Origin of the sequence: Cellulosimicrobium sp. PMB13 (assembly GCF_051294865.1) — a bacterium.
Taxonomy (GTDB): Bacteria; Actinomycetota; Actinomycetes; order Actinomycetales; family Cellulomonadaceae; genus Cellulosimicrobium.
In genome coordinates, this window is record NZ_CP145910.1 from 178799 (window position 1) to 190961 (window position 12163).

A 12163-nucleotide genomic window follows, 5' to 3' on the forward strand; every position below is an offset into this window, starting at 1 on the left:
CTTCGAGGTATCGGCGGAGGAGCCGTGCTCCTCAGTGGAACACGGCCGTTCCATTCTCGGCAAGGTGTGTACCACCGCCGCGGTCGCTAGGGTGAGGCTCGTGACGGCACGGACGAGCGGTGGGGCACGGACCCGCGGCACACTGGGAACGGGCACGGCGGTCCCGGAGACCACGGAGTCGGCCGCCCGCGCGCGCACGCGCCGGGCGATCCTCGAGGCGGCGACGGCGTTGCTGAGCGCGGACAAGTCGGCGTCGCTCGCCGACGTCGCCCAGGCGGCGCACGTCGGGCGCACGACGCTCCACCGCTACTTCCCCGAGCGCGCGGACCTCGTCGAGGCGATCGGCGCGGAGGCCGTCGACCGGACGCGCGCGGCGATCACCGCCGCGCGGCTCGACGACGGCGACCCCGCCGCAGCGCTGCGGCGACTGGCGTTCGAGTACTTCGACCTCGGCCCCTGGTACATGGTGCTCTTCAACGAGATGTCGGACGGCGAGCCCGAGTTCTGGGCGGAAGCCGAGGAGGCCGAGGAACCGGTCCGCGCGCTCCTGAGGCGCGGCCAGGCCGACGGCGTGGTCGACGACCAGCTCAGCGTCTCGTGGCTCGTGCGGACCCTGTGGTGGATGCTCTTCAACGCCTGGTCGATGGCCGCCGAGGGCGAGGTGTCCCGCGCCGACGCCCTGCGGATGGCCCTGCGCAGCATCGAGGGCGTGGCCCTCGCCCGGACCGCGGGGAGCCCGTCGTGACGACGGCCGGCGGACCTCCCCCCGCGGGGGGGCAGCACCGCGGTCTCGGCGACCGCGTGCGCCGCTGGTGGCAGCGCGCCGACGACGTGCGCACCGGGACGCGGTGGGCGAGCGTCGCGACGGTGCTCGGCGGCGTCGTCGTCGCCGTCCTGTGCCTGGCGCTCGTCCTGCGGGGGCGGGCGTGGGCGTGGATCCCGTGCGTCCTCGCCGCCGCGGTCACGTTCCGCGAGGTCCGCTACCTCCAGCGCGTCGCCCGCGGCGGACGACGCGGTCCCCGCTATCAGGAGAACGCACCGCGCTGAGCGGCCGACCGGGACGTCATCCGCAGGTCGCACAGCGGCGACGGGAAGGATCCACCGAACGGGCGACGCGCGGAGGGTGCCCGACCACGAAGACTGGGGTACGGCGTCGGGCAGCGGCGCCGACAACCCCGGAGGCGCCCGTGACGAGCCAGCCCCCCGCCCGCTCGACGACCCCACCCACCACGACGCGGCCCACGCACGCCGCGGCGCGCGGCCTGCGCTTCACCGCTCGCCGGGGCCGCCGCACGTCCGCTCCGGCCCGGCCGGCCGTCCCACCCGTCGAGCGGGCCAACGGCTGGGTCGTCGCCCTGGCCGTCGCCGCAGGGGCGGTGCTGTTCTCCGTCCTCGCGATGAAGGCGTTCCTCGGCGGCTGACGGGTCCCGCGCGCCCGGCCCGTCAGACCGGATCGTCAGACCTGCTCGGCCGGCGCCACGACGGGCACGGTCCCCGCAGGACGACGCGCGGGCGCGAGCCCGCGTGCCACGCCCGCCCGCTCGAGACGGCGCGCGAGCAGCAGGCCCGCCCAGGTCCCGACGAGCGAGCTCGCGATCATGAGCACGACGATGAGCACCTGCACGACCGGCGACATCGACGCGGCGTCGAACGCGACGAAGGCCGACCAGGTGTACAGCGCGGCGAACACGAACGTCGCCGTGTAGAAGAGCCACGGGGCCCACACGCGGTAGAGGGTCACGAGGAACGCGATCTCGAGCGCCGCGCCGACCATGAGGCACGTGAGGATCGACGACGCCCCGAGCGGCGACGCCGAGCTGATCACCCCGGCGACGAGCATCGTCAGCACCGCCGCCCCCGGACGCCGCACGAGCGCGAGGGCGAGCACCGGCCCGACGATCCACAGGCCGAGCATCGCGGCGTACAGCACGGGCACGGTCGCGGAGAGCGCCGCCGCCACGAAGTTCGCCGGGACGAGCAGCACGCCCGTCGCGGCACCGATCGCGGCACAGGTCATGAGGTACCGCGTGGTCAGGGACTGGCGGCGAGGTGCGGAGGGCATCGTGGCTCCGGGAGTGTCGAAGGGGATCAGAGGAGTGTTCGGGGAGGGCGCTTCAGAGGATCGAGAGGGAGGGCACGAGCGGCGGCTCGGACCGGTGCCGGGACGCCGTCCGGGTCAGCCGGAGAGCGCGGGGGCGACGACGAGGGCGATCGCGGCGGCGACACCCCACGTCGCGAGGAGGAACACGACGTCGCGCACGCGGAACGGCACGACGACGCGCTCGGTGCGGGTCGGGTGGGCCCCGAAGGCGCGCGCCTCCATCGCGAGCGACACGCGCTCGCCGTGCCGGATCCCGCCCGCGAGCAGCGGCACGGCGTAGCCGACCTGGCGTCGTGCGCTGGCGAGCGGGCCGCGGCCGTGGTCGACGCCGCGCACGCGGTGCGCCGCGCGGATGACCTCGAGCTCGTGACCGAACCGCGGGACGAACCGCAGGGCCGCGAGCGCCGCGTAGCCGACGCGGTAGGGCACGCGCAGCTGCTGGACCATCGCGCGCACGACGTCCTGCCCGGTGGTGGACAGCCCGCCGATCAGCACGAGCAGCAGCAGCGCGCACGTGCGCAGGCTGGTCGCGAGCCCGACGGTGAGCGCCCCGGACCACAGCTCGAAGCGCCCGACCGTCAGGAGCAGCGTCGTGTCGTCGACGCCGCGCGGGTCGGTGAGCACGCCGAAGGACACCGTCATGACGGCGGCGAGCGCGGGCAGCCCGAGCAGCAGCGCCGCCACGACGCGGCCGGGCGGCCGGACCATCACGAGGATGACCGCGAGCGCGGCGAGCCCGATCAGCGCGGGGGTGAGCACGTCGCGCGTCGTGAAGACGTAGACCACGACGGGCAGCGGTCCCAGGGCGGTGACGAGCGGGTCGTAGGTGCGCAGGTCCCACGCCGGTCCCGCGAAGGGCCCCAGCCGCGCGGTCCCCGCCCGGCTCGTGACGGCGGCGGCGGTCATGCCGTGACCCCCACCGGGGCCGCGACGGGCAGGTCCGCGAGGCGCGTGACGGTCCGCCACGCGGGGTGCGCGAGGTGCCGCGTCGCGCGCGCGAGCGCCGGCGGGCGCAGCCCGGCCGCGCGCAGCACGGCGTCGTCCGCGAGGACGTCGGCGGGCGCGCCGTCGGCGAGCACGGCACCGTCCGCGAGCGCGACGACGCGGGTCGCGTGCTCCGCGACGAGCTGCATGTCGTGGCTCACGACGACGACCGCCGTCCCCTCGCGGTGCAGCGCGGTGAGGAGGTCGAGCAGCTCGGCCGCCCGCTCGCGGTCCTGCCCGTAGGTCGGCTCGTCGAGGACGAGGACGTCGGGCCGGCACACGATCGCCGTCCCGACCGAGAGCCGCCGCTTCTGCCCGCCGGACAGGAGGAAGGGGTGGCGGTCGCGCAGGTCGGCGAGCCCGAAGCGTCGCAGCACGTCGTCGACGCGTGCGGCGATCTCGTCCTCCGCCACGCCGCGCACGCGCAGTCCGAGGGCGAGCTCGTCGTCGACGCGGGTCGTGACGATCTGGTGCTCCGGGTTCTGGAACACGAACCCGACGCGCTGCGCGAGCTCGCGCGGGTCGGCGGTCGTCGGGTCGAGACCGGCCACCGCGACGCTCCCGTCGAGAGCACCGCGCCGGGGGCGGAGCACTCCCGCGGCGAGCTGCGCGAGCGTCGTCTTGCCCGCGCCGTTGGCCCCGACGACGGCGACGAGCTCTCCGGGCGCGACGGCGAGCGACACGTCGCGCAGCACGGTCGTGGCCGCCCGCGCGCGGCCACGGCGGAACGTCAGGCGGTCGACGACCAGCACGGGGGCCGCGGTGCCCGTGCCGTCCGGCGCCTGCGACGCCATCCCGTCGGGATGTTCGACGCCGTCCCTCGCCGTCACCGTCCGGGGGCGGGGCGGGCGTGGGTCAGCAGAGAGCGGGTCGGGCAGCACGGGGACGGCGTCGAGCGCCGTCGTCAGCTCGGCCGGCGTGAGCGGGACCGGGTCGAGGTGGACCCCCACCGCACGCAGGCGCAGCGCGGCGAGCGTCGCGGTGGGCAGCCACACCCCAAGGTCGGAGAGCTCCTCCGCGTGGCCGGCGAGCACGTCGCGCGCCGGGCCGTCGAGCACGAGGCGGCCCGCGGCGTCGAGCACCACGACGCGGTCGACGAGGGACACCGCGGCGTCGAGGTCGTGCTCCACGAGCAGGACGGCACGGTCACCGCGCGCCACGACGCCGCGCAGCACCGCGTAGACCTCCTCCGTGCCGACGGGGTCGAGGTTCGCCGTCGGCTCGTCGAGCACGAGGAGCGGGGAGCCGAGCGCGAGCGCGCACGCGATGGCGAGACGCTGCCGGCCGCCGCCGGATAGCGTCGCGGGGTCGTGGGTGCGACGGTCCCAGAGGCCCACCGTGCGCAGCGCCGCCTCGGCGCGTGCGAGGACCTCGTCGACGTCCAGCAGCAGGTTCTCGGGGCCGAAGCACACCTCGTCGAGCACCGTGCCGGTGACCACCTGCGCGTCGGGGTCCTGGAAGACCATCGCGACGTCGCGCGACAGCTCGGGCGGGGTGTGCTCCGCCGTCGACCGTCCGCGCACCCGGACGGAACCCTCCAGGTCGGCGCCGACGACGTGCGGCACCAGCCCGTTCGTCGCCAGCGCGAGGGTCGACTTGCCGCAGCCCGACGGCCCGAGCAGGAGCACCGCCTCGCCCGCGCGGACCTCGAACGTCACGCCGCTGGGCGTCGGCGCCGGAGGGCTCGGCACGTGGCGCGGCGAGCCCGGCGAGCCCGGCGCGACGTCGTCGTGGTGGACGTGGTGCCGGATGCTCACGGCGCGCACGGCGAGCGTCGGCACGTCCGGGGACGCGCCGGTCGGTGTCTCGTCCCGGTGCACGCAGCACAGGATAGGCGAACCTAAGCCGCGTGACGAGACCCTGTCGCGTGCTGGTCGTCAGGGTGCCGTTCGTGAGCGTGGCGACGAGTGCCGAGATCGCAGACCGGCCGAGGTCAGAGGCGCGGGTCGACGGGCTCCGACTCGAGCGCGAGGACGGCGAACACCGCCTCGTGGACCCGCCACAGCGGTTCTCCCCGCGCCACGCGGTCGAGGGCCTCGAGCCCCAGCGCGTACTCGCGCAGCGCGAGCGAGCGCTTGCGGCCGAGCGACCGGTCGCGCAGACGCTCGAGGTTGCGCTCCTGCGTGTACTCGGGCCCGTAGATGATGCGCAGGTACTCGCGACCGCGGACCTTGAGACCGGGCTGCACGAGCCCCCCGCCGCCCTTGCCGCCCGCGCGGCGCACGAGGTTGTCGAGCGGCTTGACGACCATGCCCTCTCCCCCGCCCGCGGTGAGCTCCTCCCACCACGCGGTGCCCGCGGCGCGCGACGCGTCGTCGGCGAGGTCGACGACGACGCGGCGGGTCGTGCGGAACAGCGCCGGGTCCGCCGCGACGAGCGCGTCGGCGACGTCCAGATGCCACAGGTGGTCGCGGTCGGCGTACGTCGCCCCGGCCGCCCCGGGCGTCCCCAGACCGACGGCCGTCCCGCTCGCGAGCACCTGGAACGGCGCGACCTGGACGCCGCGCAACGGGTCGGCGGGCACCAGTTCGCCGGGCAGCGGGTTCACGGGCGTGCCCTCGGGTGCCGGACCGGTCGGCGCGGCGTCCGCCCCGGTGTCCCAGCGGTAGCGCCGGTAGGCCTCGACGAACAGCTCGGCGTCGGTCGCGCGCTCCGCCGTCCGACGCCGCAGCTCACCGACGTCGACCCCGCGCGCCTCGGCCGCGGCGAGCGCACCGAGGGCAGCGGGCATGACGGCGCGCGCGGCGGCACCGACGCTCGCGTACCGGTCGCGCAGGAGCTGGTCGGCCTTGAGCGACCACGGGAGGATCTCGGCGTCGAGCAGCACCCAGTCCGCGCCGAGCGCGTCCCACGTCCCGGCCGCGTCGAGCGCCGCGGCGGCACGACCGAGCAGCAGGGCCGTCGTCGGCTCGTCGAGGAACGACCGGCCCGTGCGGGTGTGCACGGCGCCGGGAGCGTCGATGCCGAACCTCTCGGCGACGACCCGCGACCCTCCGGGCACGCCCGAGTCCCGCGCGACGAGCAGGACCGCGCGCGAGCCCATGTGCTTCTCCTCGCACACGACCCGCCCGACGCCGTCGCGCGCGTAGGCCGCGAACGCGCCGTCGGGGTGCTCGAGCAGTCCCGGCCGGGTCGACGTCGCGACAGGGCTCATGGTCGGCGGCAGGTACGTCAGGAGGCGCGGGTCGACCGCGAAGCGGCTCATGACCTCGAGCGCCCCCGCCGCGTTCTCCTCGCCGATCGTCACGCGACCGTGGTGCGCGGTCTCGACCACGCGGCGGCCGAGGACGTCGGCGACGTCGAGCAGGTCGGGCTCGCGGGCCACCGTGCCACGCACCTCGGGCGAGCCGGGAGACCCCGCCCCGCGTGCGCCGTCGGGCACGGTGCCGGGCGCGGTCTCGGGGAGGAACGGCCGCGCGGGCTCGTAGGACACCCGCGCAGCCGGGACCTGGACGACCTCCCTCTCCGGATACCGCAGCGCCGACAGCTTCCCGCCGAACACGCACCCGGTGTCGAGGCACATCGTGCCGTTGACCCACTCGGCGTCGGGCGTGGGCGTGTGCCCGTAGAGGACCATGGCGCGGCCGCGGTAGTCCCGCGCCCACGGATAGCGCACGGGCAGGCCGAACTCGTCGGTCTCGCCCGTCGTGTCGCCGTACATCGCGAAGCTCCGCACGCGCCCCGACGCGCGGCCCTGGTACGACTCTTTGAGGCCGGCGTGCGCGACGACGAGCGCGCCGCCGTCGAGCACGAGGTGCGAGACGAGGTCGCGGCAGAAGGTCTCGACGTCGCGCCGGAACTCCTCGGGCTCGGCGGCGAGCTGCGCGAGCGTCGTCTCGAGCCCGTGGGAGACCTGCACGTCGCGACCGGCGAGCGCCCGCACGAGCTTGTGCTCGTGGTTGCCCGGGACGGCGAGCGCGTGCCCCGCGCGGACCATGCCCATCGCGAGGCGCAGGACGCCGGGCGAGTCGGGACCGCGGTCGACCAGGTCGCCGAGGAAGATCGCGCGCCGCCCCTCGGGGTGGGCGGCGTCGACGGGGCGGCCGGCGTCGTCGTGCTCGACGACGTAGCCGAGACGGTCGAGGAGCGTGAGCAGCTCGTCGAGGCAGCCGTGGACGTCGCCGATCGCGTCGAACGGACCCGTCTCGTCCCGTCGGTCGGTGAGCAGCGGCGTGCGGACGATCCGCGCCGCGTCGATCTCGTCCGTGCCGCGCAGCACGTGGACCGTGCGGAAGCCCTCGCGCGACAGGCTCTTGAGCGACGACCGCAGCGCCGCGCGCTGGCGCTTCACGACGTGCGCGCCGAAGTCGCGGTCGGCGCGCGCGACGTTGCGCTCGACGGCGACCTGCTCGGGGACGTCGAGCACGATCGCGACGGGCAGGACGTCGTGGGCACGCGCGAGCGCGACGAGGCCCTTGCGCGCCTCGCGCTGCACGTTCGTCGCGTCGACGACGGTGAGGAGGTTCGCCTGAAGGCGCTTCGCGACGATCGTCTCGAGCACCTCGAACGCGGCCGTCGTGGCGCTCTGGTCGTTCTCGTCGTTCGACACGAGCCCGCGGCACACGTCCGACGACACCGTCTCGTACGGGCCGAACCGCTCGCGTGCGAACGTCGACTTGCCGGACCCGGAGACACCGACGAGCACGACGAGGCTCGACGCGGGGACCCGCAGCTCCCGCGTCTCCTGTTCCTGCTGCTCGTGGGCGACCTGCTCCGTCATGCCGCACCTCCGAGGGTGAAGACCGCCATCTGCGTCGACGGCCCCGCGCCGCGCGGCTCGGTGGAGCCTGCCTCCGCGGTCCCTGCGTCGACCGGCCCGACGTCGCGGTACGCCACCGTGTACCCGAACCGTTCGGCCGCCGCCTCCGCCCACGCGCGCAGCTCCGCGCGGGTCCACTCGAACCGGTGGTCGGGGTGGCGCAGCCCACCGGCGGCCGTGCCGTCCGGGCCGGGCAGCAGATTGGAGTAGTGCACGTTGTACTCCGCGTTCGGCGTCGTGACGACGACGGTCCGCGGCCGCGCGCGCCCGAGCACGGCCCGTTCGAGCGCGTCCAGGCGCGACGGGTCGACGTGCTCGACGACCTCCATGAGCACCGCCGCGTCGAAGCCCGCCAGGCGGTCGTCGGCGTAGGTGAGCGACGACTGCACGAGCTGCACGCGCTCGCGCTCGGCGTCGCTCGCGTCGTGGAGGCGCAGTCGCGTCGCGGCCCGATCGAGCTCTCCCGCCGAGACGTCGGTGCCGAGGATGCGCGTGAAGGACCTGTCGGCCGCGAGACGCCGGAGCAGCGCCCCCTCCCCGCACCCGAGGTCGACGACCGTCCGGGCGCCGGCGTCGTGCAGCGCGGCGAGCACCGCGTCCGCGCGCTGCCGGGCGAGCGGCGGGGGCGTGTCGTCCGCCGGCACGTCGCCGAACCCCGGGTTGTCCCCTGATACGGCCCCTGATCGGGGGACAACCCGGGGTTCGGCAGCGTGGGCGGGAGCGCCCGAGGTGTCGTCGAGAGCGCTGAGGCGTGCGACGGCGTCGTCGACGTAGCGCTGCTGGTGCGCGAGATACCGGCGGGCGATCTGCTCGCGCTCGGGGTGGTCGGCGAGCCAGCCGCCGCCCGCGCGCACGAGCTTGTCGACCTCGTCGGTCGACACCCAGTAGTGCTTCGCGTCGTCGAGCACCGGGAGGAGGACGTAGAGCTGCGTCAGCGCGTCGGCCAGCCGCACCGTCCCCCGCAGGCGGAGGTCGACGACGTGCGCGTCCCCCCACGCCGGGACCGTCGGGTCGAGCGGCTCGGCCGTCGCCTCGACCACCCAGCCGAGCGGCTCGAAGAAGCGGCGCGCGAGACCGGCGCCGCCGCGGCACGGGAGCGACGGGACATGGATCTCCAGGGGGATCGCGGTCGCCGCGAGGTCCGGGCGCGCGTCGCACCGGCCCGCCGCCGCGGTGGAGAAGACCTTGCCGAGCGCGACGGCGACCAGGGACGACGCCGCGTACGGCCGGTCGTTGACGTACTGCGCGAGGGCGAACCCGCCTCCGGAGCCCCCGAACCGCTTGTCCCGGACGATCCCCACCGGGTCGACCTCCAGCAGCAGCGCCGCCGTGCAGCGCTCGGGCGTCGCCTCGGGGTAGAAGACGTGCGCCCGACCCACCGGGAGGTCGAACGACTGCGCACGACCGGGGTGCTTGTGCAGCAGGAAGCCGAGGTCGGTCGCGTCGTCGAGGCCGAGGTCGTGCGCCGCCGTCGCGGTCAGGGTCACGAGCATGGCCGACATGCTGTCATCCCGTCGGCCGACCGGGCACCAGGATTCACCGCAGGACTCGTCGGAGACTCGGTGGGGCTCGGCGGGGGCCCGGCGCGCGGGTGGGACCGCCGGGGGCCGTCTCCGGTCGAGCACCGAGAACCGGTCGAGATTCAGCCGGTCGGACCATCGACGCGGGGCGTCTCGCAGGTCTACCGTCGGGGGACGGGCGGCGCCGCTCACGGCACGCCCGGCCACCGTGGACGGGACCGTCGTGACGACCGAGGAACGGACGAGCGCGCAGCCGCGCGACCCTGGCGAGGGACCGCACGACGCCGCGCCCGTCGACGCCTTCGCGGAGCGCCTGTTCACCGCGACGCTCGGCGCGATCGACGTGCTCGCGGTGCACGTCGGGGACCGGCTCGGCTGGTACCGCGCCCTCGCCGACGCCGGACCGCTGACCTCCACGGCGCTCGCCGAGGCGACCGGCACGCACGAGCGCTACGCGCGCGAGTGGCTCGAGCAGCAGGCGGCGTCGGGCATCCTCGCCGCCGAGGACCCCGGTGCGGCACCCGCGCTCGTCGCGGACCCGCAGGACGTCGCCCGCGAGCGCCGCTACGCCCTGCCCGCCGCGCACGCCGAGGTCCTCACGGACACGACGTCGCTCGCGTACTCCGCGCCGCTCGCGCGGTTCGTCGGGGCGATCGGCCCGCAGCTCCCCCACCTCCTCGACGCCTACCGGACGGGCGGCGGGGTGTCGTGGGACCAGCTCGGCGACGACGCGCGCGAGGCGCAGGCGGACGTCAACCGGCCGTGGTTCGAGCGCGAGCTGGGGCCCGCGCTCACGCGCCTGCCCGAGGTTCACGACGTGCTGTCGCGGCCGGGTGCGCGCGTCGTCGACGTCGGGTGCGGGTTCGGCTGGTCGACGCTCGCGATCGCGCGGGCGTACCCGGGCGCCGTCGTGCACGGGATCGACGTGGACCGGCCGTCGGTCGAGGCGGCCCGGACCGCCGCGGACGCGGCCGGGCTCGGGGACCGCGTGACGTTCCACCGCGCCGACGCCGCGGAGCTCGCGCTCGCCGAGCCGTTCGACGCCGCGTTCGCGTTCGAGTGCGTGCACGACCTGCCGCGCCCCGTCGCTGTGCTCGACGCGGTACGTCGCGCGGTGCGGCCCGACGGCGTGGTGGTCGTCATGGACGAGGCCGTCGCCGACGAGTTCAGCGCCCCGGCCGACGACGTCGACCGGATCATGTACGGCTACAGCCTCTTCGTGTGCCTGCCCGACGGGCTGTCGACGCAGCCGTCCGCCGGGACGGGGACCGTCATGCGACCCGCGACGCTGCGGCGCTACGCGCTGGAGGCGGGGTACTCGGGCGTCGAGGTGCTGCCCGTCGACGACTTCTCGTTCTTCCGGTTCTACCGGCTCGTGCTCTGACCGGTCCCGCCGGGGCTCGCCGGGTCGGCCTGGTCGGCCGGGTCCGGCCACCGGGCCTCGTCGCCGACGTGGATCGTCCCGGACGACAGCAGGCGGCACACCACCCCGCCGCGCGCGTGCATCGAGCGCATGGCTCCGGGTGCGATCCAGTCGTCGAGCAGCCGGCACGGTGCGGCGATGCGCAGCACCTGGAGCTCGACGTCGCCCAGCGTGAGGAACGACCCGGGCTTCGTGGGGAGGTGGCCGTGCGTGAGGGTCACGTTGCGCCGCGTGAGGCCGGGGTCGATCTCCTGCCCGAGCTCTGAGGAGGCGGCGGCGAGGTCCGCGAGGGTCTGGACGGTCACGTGCCGGTGCTTGGACCCGTGGTACCGGTCGCCGACGAGCCCGCGGCCTTCCTCCGCCTCGACCTGGGGGACGGTGCGGGTGGGCAGCCGTCGCGCCTTGGCGACGTGGATCGAGTGCACGCGGGGCGGTTCGGTCACCGGACCAGCGTGCCACCTCGCCCGGCCGGTCACCATCAGCGCTCCCCCGAGCGGGGACCCGGTACCGGTGTACCGTCCCGTCCATGACCGACGTCCGCAGCCGCACCCATGCCCAGGCCGTCGACGCAGCGATCGAGCTCTTCACCCGCAAGGGGTACGAGCAGACCACCGTCGAGGAGATCGCCGACGCCGCCCAGGTCAGCCGCGCCACCTTCTTCCGCCGTTTCCGCTCGAAGGAGGACGTGGTCTTCGCGGACCACGAGCTGCTCCTCGACGAGGTCGTGGTCATGCTCGCCGCGACCCGGCCCGTGCCCGACGCCGCGGGGAACCTCGTCCCGGACCCGTCCGTCGACCCGTACCTCGAGGTCTGCCGCGCGGCGCGCCTCGTGTTCGACCACCACGTCGGCCAGCGCGAGACGTCGCTCGCGCGCCACGGCCTGCTCCAGCAGGTGCCCGCGCTCCGGGACCGCGAGCTGGTGACCACCCACCGCTACGAACGCGCCTTCACGGCCTACCTGCGCGACGCCCTGCCGCCCGACGCGCGGCGCTCCACCGCGTCCATCGCGTTCGCCGCGTCCGTGGTCGCCGTGCACAACGCGCTCCTGCGCCGCTGGCTGCGCGACCCCGAGCAGGACCTGCGCCCGCAGCTCGAGGAGGCGTTCGCCGAGCTGCGCCGCGCCGCGGCCGGACGGTTCACCGCCGACGACCCCGCCGGGGCCCCGGCTCGCGGCGCAGGCACGGCGGACCGCCGCCGCGTCGTCGTGACGGTCGTCGACGCGGGCGCGAACGCCGCGGACGTCGCCGACGACGTCGCGCGCGCCGTCCGCGACGCCCTGGGCTGACCCGGGTCGGACGCGCAGCACGTCCCCCGGCCGGATCCCGCGATCCTGTCCCGCGGGGCGCCGGAGCAGCCGGAGGACCTGACGCCGGAGC

Annotated in this window: 11 protein-coding genes; 5 read left to right on the forward strand and 6 right to left on the reverse strand. The window is 75.7% G+C overall.

What is annotated here, in order from left to right:
• Positions 1-100: 100 nt before the first annotated feature.
• The 3 genes from V5D56_RS00980 to V5D56_RS00990 all read left to right on the forward strand — a co-directional run bounded on the left by V5D56_RS00980 (position 101) and on the right by V5D56_RS00990 (position 1421).
• Positions 101-745 carry a TetR/AcrR family transcriptional regulator gene (locus V5D56_RS00980; protein WP_435737203.1) on the forward strand — a complete coding sequence of 215 codons (645 nt, stop codon included), beginning with the start codon at positions 101-103 and terminating at the stop codon, positions 743-745.
• Complete coding sequence (locus V5D56_RS00985) at positions 742-1047, forward strand: hypothetical protein (RefSeq protein ID WP_435737204.1); 306 nt, start codon at positions 742-744, stop codon at positions 1045-1047. The genes V5D56_RS00980 and V5D56_RS00985 overlap by 4 nt, the downstream gene beginning before the upstream one ends.
• A 140-nt stretch (positions 1048-1187) precedes the next feature.
• Positions 1188-1421, forward strand: a complete 234-nt coding sequence (locus V5D56_RS00990) for a hypothetical protein (protein WP_435737205.1) — start codon at positions 1188-1190, stop codon at positions 1419-1421.
• A gap of 35 nt (positions 1422-1456) precedes the next feature.
• Here V5D56_RS00990 and V5D56_RS00995 read toward each other — a convergent pair whose 3' ends face one another.
• The 5 genes from V5D56_RS00995 to V5D56_RS01015 all read right to left on the reverse strand — a co-directional run bounded on the left by V5D56_RS00995 (position 1457) and on the right by V5D56_RS01015 (position 9337).
• The gene (locus tag V5D56_RS00995) at positions 1457-2062 is read right to left on the reverse strand and encodes an ECF transporter S component (protein ID WP_435737206.1); all 606 of its coding nucleotides are present in this window, start codon (positions 2060-2062) and stop codon (positions 1457-1459) included.
• 114 nt (positions 2063-2176) lie between these two features.
• Complete coding sequence (locus V5D56_RS01000; protein WP_435737207.1) at positions 2177-3007, reverse strand: energy-coupling factor transporter transmembrane component T; 831 nt, start codon at positions 3005-3007, stop codon at positions 2177-2179.
• Positions 3004-4905 carry an ABC transporter ATP-binding protein gene (locus V5D56_RS01005; protein ID WP_435737208.1) on the reverse strand — a complete coding sequence of 634 codons (1902 nt, stop codon included), beginning with the start codon at positions 4903-4905 and terminating at the stop codon, positions 3004-3006. The genes V5D56_RS01000 and V5D56_RS01005 overlap by 4 nt, the downstream gene beginning before the upstream one ends.
• A 113-nt stretch (positions 4906-5018) precedes the next feature.
• Positions 5019-7805, reverse strand: a complete 2787-nt coding sequence (locus tag V5D56_RS01010) for a polynucleotide kinase-phosphatase (RefSeq protein WP_435737209.1) — start codon at positions 7803-7805, stop codon at positions 5019-5021.
• A complete protein-coding gene (locus V5D56_RS01015; protein ID WP_435737210.1) occupies positions 7802-9337 on the reverse strand; it encodes a 3' terminal RNA ribose 2'-O-methyltransferase Hen1 in 1536 nt (511 codons plus the stop codon). The genes V5D56_RS01010 and V5D56_RS01015 overlap by 4 nt, the downstream gene beginning before the upstream one ends.
• A gap of 250 nt (positions 9338-9587) precedes the next feature.
• Here V5D56_RS01015 and V5D56_RS01020 point away from each other — a divergent pair, with 250 nt between their 5' ends.
• On the forward strand, positions 9588-10748 hold the full coding sequence (locus V5D56_RS01020; protein WP_435737211.1) for a class I SAM-dependent methyltransferase: 1161 nt from the start codon (positions 9588-9590) through the stop codon (positions 10746-10748).
• On the opposite strand, the gene V5D56_RS01025 is transcribed toward V5D56_RS01020, so the two are convergent.
• Positions 10730-11230, reverse strand: coding sequence for an MOSC domain-containing protein (locus V5D56_RS01025; protein ID WP_435737212.1), 501 nt, complete (start codon positions 11228-11230; stop codon positions 10730-10732). The genes V5D56_RS01020 and V5D56_RS01025 overlap by 19 nt on opposite strands.
• Positions 11231-11313: 83 nt before the next feature.
• Between V5D56_RS01025 and V5D56_RS01030 the strand changes: the two genes are divergently transcribed.
• Positions 11314-12072 carry a TetR family transcriptional regulator gene (locus tag V5D56_RS01030; RefSeq protein ID WP_435738929.1) on the forward strand — a complete coding sequence of 253 codons (759 nt, stop codon included), beginning with the start codon at positions 11314-11316 and terminating at the stop codon, positions 12070-12072.
• The last annotated feature ends 91 nt before the right edge of the window (positions 12073-12163 follow it).